The 13,718-nt window shown below is 44.7% G+C and carries 11 protein-coding genes; 3 read left to right on the top strand and 8 right to left on the bottom strand.

All coding sequences use genetic code 11. The features are described 5' to 3' along the window. Nucleotides 1-274: 274 nt before the first annotated feature. Nucleotides 275-1,996, top strand: a complete 1,722-nt coding sequence (locus tag ACVBIU_RS08720; RefSeq protein WP_447163544.1) for a phospho-sugar mutase — start codon at nt 275-277, stop codon at nt 1,994-1,996. 463 nt (nt 1,997-2,459) lie between these two features. Next, nucleotides 2,460-2,945, top strand: coding sequence for a VOC family protein (locus ACVBIU_RS08715; protein WP_447161559.1), 486 nt, complete (start codon nt 2,460-2,462; stop codon nt 2,943-2,945). Nucleotides 2,946-3,388: 443 nt separating this feature from the next. Here ACVBIU_RS08715 and ACVBIU_RS08710 read toward each other — a convergent pair whose 3' ends face one another. Next, on the bottom strand, nt 3,389-3,733 hold the full coding sequence (locus tag ACVBIU_RS08710; protein ID WP_447163543.1) for a hypothetical protein: 345 nt from the start codon (nt 3,731-3,733) through the stop codon (nt 3,389-3,391). A gap of 528 nt (nt 3,734-4,261) precedes the next feature. Between ACVBIU_RS08710 and ACVBIU_RS08705 the strand changes: the two genes are divergently transcribed. Continuing rightward, the gene (locus ACVBIU_RS08705) at nt 4,262-5,257 is read left to right on the top strand and encodes a zinc transporter ZntB (protein WP_447163542.1); all 996 of its coding nucleotides are present in this window, start codon (nt 4,262-4,264) and stop codon (nt 5,255-5,257) included. Nucleotides 5,258-5,385: 128 nt separating this feature from the next. Here the strand turns inward: ACVBIU_RS08705 and panP are convergent, their stop codons facing one another. From panP to ACVBIU_RS08670, 7 genes are all read right to left on the bottom strand, one after another. After that, the gene (gene panP / locus ACVBIU_RS08700; RefSeq protein ID WP_447163541.1) at nt 5,386-7,032 is read right to left on the bottom strand and encodes a pyridoxal-dependent aspartate 1-decarboxylase PanP; all 1,647 of its coding nucleotides are present in this window, start codon (nt 7,030-7,032) and stop codon (nt 5,386-5,388) included. Nucleotides 7,033-7,517: 485 nt separating this feature from the next. Beyond that, nucleotides 7,518-8,672: a glycerate kinase gene (locus ACVBIU_RS08695; RefSeq protein WP_447163540.1), complete on the bottom strand. Its 1,155-nt coding sequence runs from the start codon at nt 8,670-8,672 to the stop codon at nt 7,518-7,520. Between the two features lie 128 nt (nt 8,673-8,800). Further along, the gene (locus tag ACVBIU_RS08690) at nt 8,801-10,159 is read right to left on the bottom strand and encodes a GntP family permease (RefSeq protein WP_447163539.1); all 1,359 of its coding nucleotides are present in this window, start codon (nt 10,157-10,159) and stop codon (nt 8,801-8,803) included. Between the two features lie 252 nt (nt 10,160-10,411). Then, a complete protein-coding gene (locus tag ACVBIU_RS08685; RefSeq protein ID WP_447163538.1) occupies nt 10,412-10,948 on the bottom strand; it encodes a prepilin-type N-terminal cleavage/methylation domain-containing protein in 537 nt (178 codons plus the stop codon). Continuing rightward, nucleotides 10,945-12,114, bottom strand: coding sequence for a sugar diacid recognition domain-containing protein (locus tag ACVBIU_RS08680; RefSeq protein ID WP_447161573.1), 1,170 nt, complete (start codon nt 12,112-12,114; stop codon nt 10,945-10,947). Before ACVBIU_RS08680 ends, ACVBIU_RS08685 begins: the two co-directional genes overlap by 4 nt. A 109-nt stretch (nt 12,115-12,223) precedes the next feature. After that, nucleotides 12,224-12,865: a uracil-DNA glycosylase family protein gene (locus ACVBIU_RS08675; RefSeq protein WP_447163537.1), complete on the bottom strand. Its 642-nt coding sequence runs from the start codon at nt 12,863-12,865 to the stop codon at nt 12,224-12,226. 31 nt (nt 12,866-12,896) lie between these two features. Next, the gene (locus ACVBIU_RS08670) at nt 12,897-13,475 is read right to left on the bottom strand and encodes a hypothetical protein (RefSeq protein WP_447163536.1); all 579 of its coding nucleotides are present in this window, start codon (nt 13,473-13,475) and stop codon (nt 12,897-12,899) included. Nucleotides 13,476-13,718: the final 243 nt, after the last annotated feature.

Below are 13,718 nucleotides of genomic sequence, written 5' to 3'. Positions count from 1 at the left end.
TATCGAATCACTTTCTTATACTGATTGGTTTATGCTGCTTAAAACTTAATATCGCGGTGGGCAAGCGAGCTTGATTAGACAAAAAGAGAGGGTGGTTAATGACTCAAAAGGATCTTAAGCCTTTGGCTATTTGTGATGAAAACTTAATGCAAATTGTCTTGTTCAAGTGAGCTGCTAGGCTTAGTGTTTAATTAACGTAAATTGATGCAATGGAAATCAAATAGCTTGCCTTGTTTGATTCCCGTGCCAGTGTAAATAGCAAATGGAGTGAGTGATGGATACGCAATTATCATTAAGAGTAAAACATTGGATGGCCAGTGACCCAGACCCATTGATGCGACAAGAGCTGCAAGCTTTGCTGGACTCAGATGATAGCGCAGAACTTGAGGCGCGCTTTGCTGGTCGACTCGCCTTTGGTACTGCGGGATTGCGTGGCGTGGTTGGCGCTGGTCCGACTCGAATGAATCGCTTGGTGGTGCAGCAAACTTCAGCAGGACTTGGCGCATACCTTAAAGCGCAAATTAGCGATGTTGCGACTCGCGGCGTGGTTATTGGTTATGACGGTCGTCACGACTCAAAGCAGTTTGCCCATGACACAGCCAGTGTATTGGCTGCTCTGGGCATAAAGGTCTACCTCACTGCCAATGTAGCCGCAACGCCGCTGGTGGCCTTTGGTGTTCTGCACCTTGGCACCGCAGCTGGCATCGTGGTGACAGCGAGTCATAATCCGCCGCAATACAATGGTTATAAAGTGTATTGGGGTAATGGCGCGCAGATCATTCCGCCCCATGACAGTGGTATTGCTGCCTGTATTGATAAGGCTGCTACAGTGGCCATTCCATTGCTCGACCTTAAGATCGCAAAAGCTGCTGGTCAGCTTATCATGCTTGAAGATGACTTTTATTATGCTTATCGCCAGGGCGTGAGTTTAGCCCCAGTGCTGCAAAATAATACTCAACCTGAATTGGTCAGTATGGCGTATACCGCCATGCATGGTGTGGGTAACGAGATGGCACTCGATGTATTAAAAGATGCAGGGTTCACGCAAGTGTATTCGGTTGCCGAGCAGGCAGAGCCTGATGGTGATTTCCCTACGGTAAACTTTCCTAACCCTGAAGAGAAAGGGGCGATGGATATGGTGATTGCTGAGGCTAAAAAGCACAATGCCATGCTTGCCTGTGCAAACGATCCTGATGCTGACCGTTTTGCCGTCGCAGTCCGAACGGCTTCTGGTGATTATCAGATGCTAACGGGCGATCAGGTCGGTGTGCTATTTGGCCATTATCTGTTAACTCACGCTAGTGACAATCACCATTTAACTTGCACTACGATTGTATCATCGAGTTTATTATCAAAGGTTGCCCAGAGTCTAAATGGCACTTGCCTAACGACACTGACAGGATTTAAGTGGCTAACCAATGTGGGCATGAGTGAAGAGACTGACGATAACCGCTTTGTGTTTGCTTACGAAGAAGCGCTCGGTTACACCGTAGGCTCTATGGTGTGGGACAAAGACGGTTTGTCGGCAATCGTTGCGTTTGCGCAGTTAACCGCAGAACTTGCCAGCCAAGGACAAACCATTTGGGATCGGCTAGAAACGATCTACCGTGAACATGGCTTCCACCTTAATGCTCAAGTGAGTATTGCGTTAAAGCCAACAACGCCCAATATCGGCGCTTACCTTAGAGAGCATCCTCCAGTAGAGATTGCAGGCCATAAGGTGATATCGACTGATGATATTAGCCTAGGTAAACGCTTCTTTTCTGATGGGAGCGAGGAAGATATTGCGCTACCGGCTAGCGATGTGCTGATTTATCGCCTGCAAAATGGCTCGCGGGTGATTGTAAGACCGTCGGGTACTGAGCCTAAAATTAAGTGTTATTACGAGGTTGTTGAGTCTATGAGTGCTGAAGACACCTTGGTGAGTGCTCAGCAACGCGCGCAGGTAGAAATGACGCGCTTTATTGAGGCGCATCAGGCGGCGCTGCCTAAGTAAACTTATTTTACTGCTGAGTTGATGCTAGCAATTAATATTTAGCACTTAGTGAGACGGTATCTAGCACTTAGCTCTTAGAACTTAATATTGAACACGTAACTTTGAACACAAGCCGTTAGCTGCTCACAGTAAGCCTTGAGGGAGAGTGAACCTCCCTTAGGGCTAACTAACTAGGTCCCACCTCTACCACTGCCGTTATATCAGTGGCTGTCCTCGCTATCAAATCGCCTAATCTTTTCTAGTAAGGGAGTAGTGTCACTTATGACTACGATCTAGGAACTGATAAAAAGGCTGCTGTCGCTGCACGTGTAATGAATTGATGATAGCTAATGGTTATTGATTTAATGATAACAGGTGATTATGAATTTAATAACTATTGATAATTTTTATTAATGTTTTATGCGCCATATACTCACTTCATCGAAACAAGTTATGAATTAAATATTAGTCTTTGGAGATAATTATGAAAATGAATCATGTCGGTATCATGGTAGGCAATATGGACAAAGCGGTTGAGTTTTATACTAAAGCTTTAGGTCTTGAAGTCGTCATGGGCAACACGCAAGTAGAAGAAGAGCGTGAAACTGCAATTGGTAGAATGTGTGTTGCTGTTTTTGGTGAAGGTTTTAAAGGGTTTAATATTGCTCACTTAGTCACGGCAGACGGTATTGGTTTTGAACTGTTTGAAATGAAACAGCGCCAAGAGCGTCACCTGGTGGATTTTTCTCGGATTGGTATTTTCCATTTTTGTCTACAAACGGATGACTTTCACGGCGTGATAGAACGTACTGAAAAGTTTGGTGGCAAAGTCCGAATGGATATTATGCGTTATCATCCAGAAGATGATAGCAAGCAAGCTAAGATGGTGTATTTAGAAGATCCATTTGGGAACCTATTTGAGCTTTACTCCCATACTTACCAAGAGACTTACTCTTCTGAATATGAGTAACTGATTTTATTGGTAATTATAAAAGGGCAGACCAAGTGTCCAATGCCGGTAAGTTAATGAAGTTAGTCTGAGAAAATTTGATGACTTAGAAAGATAAGAATGAACCACCTAGGGGACAAAGAGCACAAAGAGCACAAAGAGCACGAAGAAAGCGACCAAGAGCTTTTGCTTTTCTTCGTGCCCTCAGTGTAGCAAACGAAGTGAGCGCTTCGTGGTTTATCGCTTTTAAAGCCAAGAACCCAGTTTGTGCAGGGTTCTTAGTTTTTTGTTTATTAATCAAGTTTTGGCTTAATTTACCAGCATTGAGACCAAGTGTCGGCCTTTTTTGTTAGCAATATTTGAGTTGCAGTGAAGGCTACTTAGGGCTGCGTTTGGGCCGTTACTGCTGTAGGTACACCGCAGTTGATCGAACCATGGTGATTATTGATCTGCAGAGGCCATTTTTATGGGATATTTATTTGATTAAATAAAGCGACTTGCTGTTTTAGCGCTTGTGCTTTGAGTTCTGTCAGTACTATGGTTAAACCACCTATGGCAGTCATGCTAAATAGCAGCGCTTGTTGCCAGCCCGATAAAGAGATTTGTGCAAAAAAAAACTGCGAAGCATAACTAACAGCGTTTCTAAGATCTTGGGTATTCACGATAAACCTATTTTTGGCTATGTCATGTTCGATATAGATGGGGGTCGCCAATCCACCAAGTTTTACTTTGAGCTTGCTGTCTTGCTGTTCGACTCGATAGCCTAGTGCTAATAGCTCACTTTTTAAATTACCTTTTAAATCCGTCATCCTTGCTCCCTTAACCCTTATCTATCCTTGATGTGTCTGATTTATGCAATCGTTGACAGTTTCTATCTTTGCTCATATTTAACAAAAGGTTGAAGCGTAATAAGCTGGGAGTCAATTGAGCATTTTTCAATGACTTTTATGCAATGGGCAAGCTACGCAAGAACGGCTAATTCTCGGCTTAGTTCATTCTAGACTTAATCCATTCTCGATTTAGCTAACTGTTGATTTAATAAACGATTTATTTAACTCATTATCGATTTGGTTAACTATCGATTTTACTAGCATGGTCTGATAGTCAATGCATGAGTATCAATGCATGAGTATCAATGCATGAGTATCAATGCATAAGTATCAATGCATGAGGGTAAATACGTTAGCGCAAGCAATTGAATATTGGGTGTTACTTGATAGGATTGATATATCATGCTTTAACTAATAAATGTTATGGCAGAGCAACTAGACTTATTTTGGTGCAAGCTTTCGATAATCAAAATATTTAGTTTAGTTTTTTATTTGGAATTTAATAATATGCTGCAGATGATTGATTCTGAAAAAGAACCAAAGGGTTTGATCCACGCATTAAAGCTGGATGGCAAGGGCGGGGCGACCAACATTGCTTGGCGGGAAGTCTTAGACGTTACCCCGAGTCAAGAACATCTTTGGCTGCATTTTGATTATGATGAACCTGAAGCACAGCAATGGATTAAAGACTGCAGTGGTTTAAATGAAGTTGCTGTCGATGGACTCTTAAGTGAAGGTAATCGACCTCACGTGCTCACTCGTGGCGAAAATCTGCTCATTATATTACGCGGTGTAAATCTTAATCCTGGAGCTGAACCTGAGGATATGGTTTCTGTAAGAATATGGACTAATGGCCGCGTATTGATCAGTACTCGAAAGCGAATTTTATTATCCACCGGAGATTTGACTAGCGACTTAGCAGAACATGTTGGCCCAAAGGATATCGCTGCATTGTTAGTTAGTTGGATAGAGCGCATAGTGAGGAGAACGACCGATACAGTCGATCTACTCGAAGATGATTTGTTGACGGTTGAGGATGAATTGTTTTTAGGCGAGCCTAAAGATATCCGTAGTGCGCTATTACGAGTGCGCAAACAAAGTATAGGGATCCGGCGTTATATTGCTCCACAGCGAGAAGCTCTGAATCGCTTGATTTCTGAGCCGTTAAGCTGGCTCAATGAGTTGGATCGGCTTAACCTTCGGAGCATTGCAGAGCGTCAGATCCGTCATATTGAGGATATTGATGCGGTAAAGGAGCGAGCCAGTATGGCTCATGATGAATTGGCAAGTAAAGTTGCTGATGATTTGAATCAGCGCAGTTACGTGTTAACGATTGTCGCTGCGGTTTTTTTACCCTTAGGCTTTTTTACCGGTTTGATGGGCATCAACGTTGGGGGAATGCCCGGTGTGGAGTATAAGTTGGCATTTTGGATTGTAGTCGGGATGTGCACTGGTATTATGGGGCTGCTCTTGGGCTTGTTTTACTGGCGTAAGTGGCTTTAATTCTAAGAATAAATCCAACCTGGAAATCATGTTAAGTTCAAGGTTGGATATTGCCTGCTAACCAGATCGCGACTGAATTAATCGTTAACTGTTGTTAGCTTTTTCCTAATGTTAACTTTTTTACAAGGTTAGCTTTGTGCCAACGTAAGTAGCTCGGGCAAGTATTGCGTTTCGCTATTGGCTATTTCTACTTGCTCCGCTAACACCTGTTGTAAAATTTCATGGCTAGTTAGCGGGTTTGCTAACACCACTCTAAATACCACGGCTTTGATATCCATTAGCAGGTGGTTTTCAGGATTAATACGGGTACGCGATACAAACGAGGTACCTTGTTCACGCTGAGTTTTTTGCACAAACTTAGTGAGACCGTCTAGTAGCGCATTAAACTTAGTGAGCGAGGCTATATCGCCTATTTCACGCGCTTTAGCCATAGCGATTTGCACTGATTGTGGAACGTAGCGGTAGGTGAGCAGGCAAAGCTCAGGCTTAGATACCAGTTCAAAGTCGGTTTCATTGGTGATTAAATCGGCAAAGTAACGCGCCTTTTCAAGGCTGTTGTTGATTAAAATCTCATAGCCTTCACGGCCTATCACGGTAAGGCAAGCATGGACTAGCATCGCCATTCCCGGGCGTGAGCCTTCAAGGGTTTGGCTGCCTAAATCTTTTGAGCCTTGACGCAGAATATACTCGGCGTGGTGCTTAATGGCATTAGCAAAGGTCGGGTCTTTAAAGAGCACCATGCCAGCGCCCATAGGCACATACATCTGTTTGTGGGCATCGATGGTGACTGAATCAGCCCGCTCAATACCTGCAAGTAGGTGACGATACTTATTGGATAGTAAGCTCGCGCCGCCCCAAGCTGCATCAACATGAAAGTGACAATTTAGCTCAGCGGCTAGATCGGCTAATGCATTTAGCGGGTCGATATTGCCGGTTTCAGTGGTACCTGCAACGCCGACAATTGCCATGACTTTAATGTTATCTTGTTCAAGTTGCTTAGCTATTTCACGCATCTTAACCACATCGACCTTGTTATCGTTTGATGTGGGTACTTGAATAATGTTTTCTCGGCCAATACCGAGTAGGTCGGCGGTTTTAGCCAGCGAGTAGTGTCCGCGCTCAGACACTAAAATGGCTAAATCGTCATAGCCATAGTGGCGTAACCCTTTGAGCAGCCCTTGCTTGGCGATGCCTTTAAAGTCGCCATCCGCTTTAAGCAGTTGGTTTCGTGCTGTCCATAGCGCGGTAATGTTAGCGACTGTTCCGCCGGAGCAAAATGCGCCTAAAGAGACATCGGCGCTGTGCATCTGGCTTTGGTAAAACGATTCATTCTCGGCATAAACAAGATGGTGCATCATGCCGAGCACTTGGCGTTCAAGTGGCGTGAAGGCTTTAGATGTCTCAATTTTTACCAGATTCTGGTTCAGTCCTACCATCATCTTAGACAGAGGTAATACAAAGTAGGGCAATGCAGAGGTCATATGGCCAATAAAACTTGGCGCAGAGGTATGCACCGAATGTGCAACCAGCGTTTGCATCATATTGTCGGCGTAGTCAGAGACAAATTGCGGCGCAGCCGGAATATGATACTGCTGAAAATCAAGTTCAACTTCTGTGAGGGGTTTCTCTACCGTGACCACACTTTCTTGCAAGAAACCCATTAAATTCTGTGAAATATTCTGCTCAATTACACTCAGGGTTGAATTTGGGGCTTCTGGAACCGTAAAAATTCGCAGTAATGCCTCTTCTGAAGCGGTGGCTTTTCTTGCTGTCATGGGGCTAACTTTCTCTACTAATCACGCTGCTTTCTGAGCTGAACAGCTTTTCGAAACGGACGGTCAAAACGGACGGTCACTTTACTTTATGCTGTATAGCGCATCAAGTAGAAAAATAAAGTGGGCATCTTGGTTGCTGTAAAGCGCCGAGATATAGATGGATAGATTTCTCTTAAGTGCAAGGCGTTTTCATGTGGTCACTAAAAACAAAAAACTTATGCGCCAATGTCGGTAAGTTAAGCCAAACTTGATTCGTAAACAAAAAGCCAAGAACCCAGTTTAAGCAGGGATCTTGGCTTTAAAAGCTTATAAACCACGAAGCGAACACTTCATTTGCTTCGCTTACTTTATAGAGGGCACGAAGAAAAACTCGGACAGTATTGCTTCGTGGTCTTCATGTTCTCAGTGGCCGACTCTTATCTTTTAAAGTTATCAAACTCTCTGAGTTACTTCTTTAAGTGAACGGTACTCGCGGGTCGCTCAGCTTATTTCGCCGCCGATAGCGCGTATAGCGCCGCTACATTCGTCGCAGTGCTGTAGAGATTGTGTTTAGCGCTGCTTAACACCTCTGCAAGGGGCAGGGCTCTTGGCGTAATTGAAAACAGTGCATCGATGCCATGCTCAAGTAACATGTTAGCATCATCACTCACGCAGCCGGCAATGGCGATAACCGCAATACCTTGCGCTTTGGCGACACTTGCAACGCCCATAGGTGTTTTGCCGTGTAAGGTTTGGCTGTCGAGTCGCCCTTCGCCGGTAATGACTAAATCCGCGTTTATAACCAGATCTTTGAGACTAACTGTTTCCATAACGATGTCGATGCCAGGTTTAAGCTCTGCACCTAAAAAGGTCATTACCCCTAGGCCCATGCCTCCAGCGGCGCCCGCTCCGGCATAGTCGCGATTATCTGTGAACCCACTTTTAGCTATGATGTCGGCGTAGTGACTAAGCGTGCCATCAAGCTGCTTAACCATTGCTGGCGTAGCGCCTTTTTGTGGGCCAAAAATTGCCGATGCGCCTTTGTCACCGCAAAGCGGGTTGTTAACATCGCAAGCCACTTCAAAAGAGCATTTTTTGATAAGCGGGTGCAAGTCGGTTAAATCAATACTGACTAGCTCAGCTAAAGCAGCGCCTCCTGGTGAGAGCGCTTTGCCTGCACTATCGAGTAAATGCGCGCCGATGGCCTGAGCCATACCAGCGCCGCCATCGTTAGTCGCGCTGCCGCCAAGACCGATAATAATATGTTCGATACCGCGATTTAATGCATCGACAATTAACTCACCTGTGCCGTAGCTGGTGGTGATAAGTGGGTTGCGCTTATCTGGTGCGACTAAATGCAAGCCAGAGGCGGCGGCCATTTCAATTACAGCGGTCTTTTTACTGCCTTGGTAACCCTCACCTAAAATACCGTAGAAAGCGGCCACGCGATCGCCCAGAGGCCCCGTCACATTTATTTCAACGATAGAGCCTTGGGTTGCATCCACCATGGATTGTACCGTGCCTTCGCCACCATCTGCGACAGGGACTTTAATGTACTCGGCTGTTGGCAAAACCGTGCGAAATCCTCGCTCGATCTCATTGGCCACTTCCATTGCTGTGAGGCTTTCTTTGAAAGAGTCGGGGGCAATCACAATTTTCATGCAGTATTCCTATAAAACGAGTCAGGCTAAAAAAGGGCTAACAGACTTGTAATGATGCTAGTGTGGATTCATGTCTGTACAGTAGGCAAGACGTTCAAGGCTTGCCTATTTGTATCGAACAAAGAGCGTTAAAGTAACACTAAGCTTAGTAGGTAAACCAAAGCCATAGCCGTAACACCTTGAATCAGGGTTGCCATGGTTTGGGCTTTGTAAGCTTGTTTAACACTCATGCGGCTAAACTGCGTAACGACCCAAAAGAAGCTGTCGTTGGCATGAGAAACTGTCATTGCACCTGCACCAATGGCCATCACTGTTAATACGCGGCCCATATCACTGGCAAGGCCGATATCACCTAGCATTGGCGCAACCAGAGCCGAGGTCGCGACCAAGGCAACGGTAGAAGAGCCTTGCGCCGATTTAAGGGCTGCAGCAACGACAAATGGCATAAAGATCCCTATGCCTAATGCAGACAGTGATTCGCCTAAGAAGGTGCCGATGTCGGTGGCTTTAAGCACGGCGCCAAATGCACCACCTGCACCGGTGATCAATAAAATAGGCGCAGCAACCACTAAGCCTTGACTGATCCGGTCGCTAAATTCTTTAATCTTATCCTTGCTCTTTAATAAAGACAGAGACAGCAACAAACCTATCATCAAGGCATTAACTGGCTGCCCTAAGAAGGCCAAGATATCGAAAAGCATGCCATCGCCAAGTGGCGCAGAGGGGAAGTTAGCAATCGATCCTAGACAGATAAGGAAAATTGGCACAAAAATCGGCGCAAATGCACGAGTCGGGCTTGGAAGCGTACCGTAGGTTTGCTTAAGCTCTTCGAAGTTATCCTTTTGAGTTAACAGCTCCTCTGCACCTTCGCCATCAGGTTGGGTATTGGCAAAACGGTTGGCCCACAGTGTACCGGCTAAAGCAGCAACTGCTGCAACAAAGATCCCGACGAAAATTACCAAACCTAAGTTTGACTCTAGACCTAAGTTACCTGCAGCGGCGATTGGACCAGGCGTTGGTGGCACAAAGGTATGAGTCGCATACAAGCCTGTAGCTAATGCCACGCTCATAGAAACACTCGACACCTTTATACGATTTGCCATCGACTGTTTAAGTGAGTTTAAAATGACAAAGCCTGAGTCACAAAACACAGGAATAGACACGATATAACCGATAATCGACATGGTTAGCGTTGGGAAACGTTTGCCCAGAACCTTAATCACCACGTCAGCCATGGTTATTGCCGCACCGCTTTTCTCCAAAATAGTGCCTATGATGGTACCTAAGACGATGACGAGACCGATGTAGCCCAAGATCCCGCCGAAACCTGAGGTGATGGTTTTGGCGATATCAGCGCTCGGCAGGCCGTAGGCAAAGGCCGCTAGAAACGATGCGAGAATTAACGTTAAAAAAGGGTGTAGTTTGTATTTAGAGGTGGCGATAACGATAAACGCAATTACAGCCAGTAAGATCAGTACTAAGCTCATAGGGGATCCCTGTATGGGTATTTTTATATGTAAGGTATTGTTGTTTTAGCCAGGTTGGCGCACCGTTTCGACAGTGCTGACCAAGGTATTTCAGGCCGAAATATTATGCGGCGGTGAAAGGAATATTTCTTTGGCGATGTTCACGAATTTTGATGAGATGAATACAAATATTTTGTGCGGATGCACAATTGAGGCGCAGAGGGCTTTTTGAGTTAGAGTTTTATTTAACGCTTTCTATTTAAAGCTTTTATATTAACAATCACTGTGCTTGACAGTGATAACGGGCTCTGTGGCGTTTATGGCATTTTCATAACGAATATGACAGTTAAAGCTGACGCTTTTATCATTAAGATCTTCGGAGAAAAATATATAAATCTGATTGTTGGGGCTCGATTTGTCGACAAAGAAAGGCGCAGCATCATTATCAAGTTTAATGGTGGTCAGTGATACTGAATCGATATCAAGCCAAGCACGAACCTGACGATTAAGCTCATCGAAGCTATCGTTACCATCGACTGCAGGGTAGCCATTGTAAAGCGGAATAGTGACTCCTGCATATTCAATGCTACCAGAACCGACATTTTCCCCTTCAATCATCGCTTTACTATGGACTAAATCAAGACCGCTTTTCATCGCTCCAGCGATACCCTCTAGCACTGCGACTTTACTGTCGGCGTGAAAATTAACAAACTTGGGTAAGGCGATAACCGCTAAAACCCCTAGTACTATGATCACCACGACTATTTCAATGAGGGTAAAACCACGTTTACGTGCAGAGGTTAAGGTCATACAGCTCCTATCGTTTGAGATTTTCTTAGTACCACCTGGCCAATATACAGTTGCAATAATCCATCGAGTTGATTGATATTTGTGCCGGTTATTTGTTGGATCCTGTCGAGTCTATAGCGTAGCGTATTTCGGTGAATAAAGAGAACATTAGCACACAGTTGCAGGTCGCCAAAGTGCTGCAAGTAAGCGGTCAGCGTTTTTATCAATTGACCATTTTTATCAGCCTTGATGAGTGCTTGATAGGGGCAGAGCAGTTCTTTACCACGCCAATTATCTTTCAGAACGGATAATAGCACCTGTAGCGAATAGTCTTCGTAAAGGTATTTACTGTGTTCGGGCTGCATCTGTTGGCCAATGGCCAAGGTTTCTAATGCCGTCTGGTAGGAGCGATTAATCTCTTGTGGTTTAGGAAAAAAATGTCCGAGTGCGATCTTAAGACGACGATTGAACTCTTTAGGAAGCCTGCTGAGGAGTTGATCGATACGTTCACTTTCAAGCTCGGGATCCCAGGACTTTCCATCGAGGAAAGCAGGTTTTAAAATGACGAGTTCAGTCATCGACGTCATCGCCACTAGATTGCCGCGCGATGGGTTCTCCAGCAGGTGCAATACTTGCTTTAGCATCGAGTTAGCCGCGGTTTCCTCTTCATCAGTCTGTACTTGAATAACGGCAACCACACGGGGCGCATCAAGATCGATATTAAGCTGAGAAGCCCAGTTACGCTGATGAGACGTAAATGGCCCTTCCGATTTAATCAACTCAATGATCAACTCCTCTTTTTGTCGATACTGCCATTGAGCTTGTTCTATCGTATTGGCCTGCTCAACAATAATTTCAGCAGTCATCTTGAGTAGCTCACCATAACTGTGTAATTTTTCAGGTTCGCCGGTTATGCCTATTACGCCAATAATCTCGCCTTTATAGTGCAGGGGCAGGTTAATTCCTGGCTTAACACCTTGTAGCGTGCCAGTACTTTGTGTGCTGATCTCAACAGTTCGCTGCTGGCTAATCGCAAGTAGTGCACCCTCATGGATAGCACCAATGCGGTGGGATTCACCCGAACCCAAAATCACGCCATGATTATTCATCACATTAATATTGTGACCAATGATCTTCATGGTGCGCTTAACGATTTGCCGTGCCAAAGAACCATCTAAAAAGTACACGTTTAGCCTCACTAATGCTTGAAATAATCGACGTTTTTGCCTAATGGTGATCGGCGTAAAGTATTGCTACAGTGCCTTAAACTGATGAAATGTGGCATTACTTTATAAGTTATTTGTGAGCTTGATAGGCATTTGTGCGCTGCGTTTGGCTTGCGGCAATTAACAGGGCAACACGCTTTTGTAATTGAGGGATAATCAGCTGTTCAAAATCAGGGTTTCGTTTAAGCCAAATATTATTTCTTGGACTGGGATGCGGCATCACTAAGGTGTTTGGCCACAATGTGTGCCAGTTAGCTACCGACTCAGTGACGCTAAGATTCTGCTTTAGGTGCCACTCAATAGCATATTTTCCAACTATTAGAGTGAGCTCAATCTGCTCAAGTTGTTTTAATACATCGGCGCGCCATTTTGGGGCACATTCTGGACGGGGTGGTTTATCACCACTTTTTTTATCGGCAGTGGTGTAACTACCGGGAAAACAAAAGCCCATAGGTAAAATGGCAAACAAGTTAGGGTCGTAAAGTTGTGCTTTAGTCACACCAAGCCATGTCCGCAGGCGCTCGCCACTAGCATCATCAAAGGGGCGGCCTTTATCATGTGCTTTTTGTCCTGGTGCTTGGCCTGCTATCAGGATTTTGGCTTGTTTGCCTAACTGAACAATAGGCCTAGGCTCAAGCGGCAAAGCCTTTGCGCAAATCTGGCATCGTGCAATATCTACTTGAAGTTGTGTGAAACTAGGTTCGTTAGGCATAGTATTTAATTTTGGTTTTGCTGCTAGTTACCTAGCTATATTGAATGATTTGGTAAGCCCAATAGCCTAGGTAACCGTAGCCAATAGCAAGGGTTGATAGGCTTAAGAACTTCACTTTAATGTCGGCTTGGCTAATCAAGGCGACATGGGCGCATGCAATTGCAAAAATGGCGATAGGTGTAACGAAATAAGCAGCGATTAATAGCGAGATAGCGGCGAGTGCAATAATTAACGCACTGTTTTTAGTCGGTGCTTTAGTGGCTGACAAGTTCAGTTGAAGTGGTAATAAGCTCAGTCCGATGGCAATAATAATCACACCAATATTCATCGAAATAGCACCAGCAGTATCGAAGTAGATTAGGGCGACAAACAACGCAATAACCGACGGGATAATGGCGACAAGCGTATGCATTTTGGCAAAGTTACGGCTGTGATATTTACCCGTAAAGTAAAACAATGCATTGAGCAGTAAATTAAACAAGCTGAAACCGCCAAGTGTTATAGCGAGCAGCAACACGTTGGTGGTGTCAGACGCCATAGCAAATGCGGGAAGTGGTGCAATAAAGATTGTAAGAAGAGCAGCTTTATAAATAGATGTTGAACGAGTCATGAGAAGTCTTTAAATGAATATGATGATATTAAGATCTACTAAAGCAGTGATAAGTTCAAGTTGAATGGAGATGACGCGAGCTTTTAGCGCGAATTTTTATCTTTGCGGTGATCGAGCTCACTTAATTGTTCTGGACTTCATTTAATTGTTTGGGGTTTCACTTAATTGTTTGCGGTGTTTGGGCTGACTGGTCACTCTATAGTGTCTGCGCTAGCTAAACAGTATTAGGGCAAAAGTGGCTAT

This window comes from Shewanella sp. 30m-14, assembly GCF_052977125.1.
Note: the sequence above shows the minus strand (reverse complement) of the source record. Positions and strands in the feature narration are given on the sequence as shown.

Excerpts from the sequence above, each read along its gene's own strand:
- ACVBIU_RS08720 (WP_447163544.1), top strand. The coding sequence starts at position 275 with ATGGATACGCAATTATCATTAAGAGTAAAACATTGGATGGCCAGTGAC.
- ACVBIU_RS08715 (WP_447161559.1), top strand. The coding sequence starts at position 2,460 with ATGAAAATGAATCATGTCGGTATCATGGTAGGCAATATGGACAAAGCG.
- ACVBIU_RS08710 (WP_447163543.1), bottom strand. The coding sequence starts at position 3,733 with ATGACGGATTTAAAAGGTAATTTAAAAAGTGAGCTATTAGCACTAGGC.
- ACVBIU_RS08705 (WP_447163542.1), top strand. The coding sequence starts at position 4,262 with ATGCTGCAGATGATTGATTCTGAAAAAGAACCAAAGGGTTTGATCCAC.
- panP (WP_447163541.1), bottom strand. The coding sequence starts at position 7,032 with ATGACAGCAAGAAAAGCCACCGCTTCAGAAGAGGCATTACTGCGAATT.
- ACVBIU_RS08695 (WP_447163540.1), bottom strand. The coding sequence starts at position 8,672 with ATGAAAATTGTGATTGCCCCCGACTCTTTCAAAGAAAGCCTCACAGCA.
- ACVBIU_RS08690 (WP_447163539.1), bottom strand. The coding sequence starts at position 10,159 with ATGAGCTTAGTACTGATCTTACTGGCTGTAATTGCGTTTATCGTTATC.
- ACVBIU_RS08685 (WP_447163538.1), bottom strand. The coding sequence starts at position 10,948 with ATGACCTTAACCTCTGCACGTAAACGTGGTTTTACCCTCATTGAAATA.
- ACVBIU_RS08675 (WP_447163537.1), bottom strand. The coding sequence starts at position 12,865 with ATGCCTAACGAACCTAGTTTCACACAACTTCAAGTAGATATTGCACGA.
- ACVBIU_RS08670 (WP_447163536.1), bottom strand. The coding sequence starts at position 13,475 with ATGACTCGTTCAACATCTATTTATAAAGCTGCTCTTCTTACAATCTTT.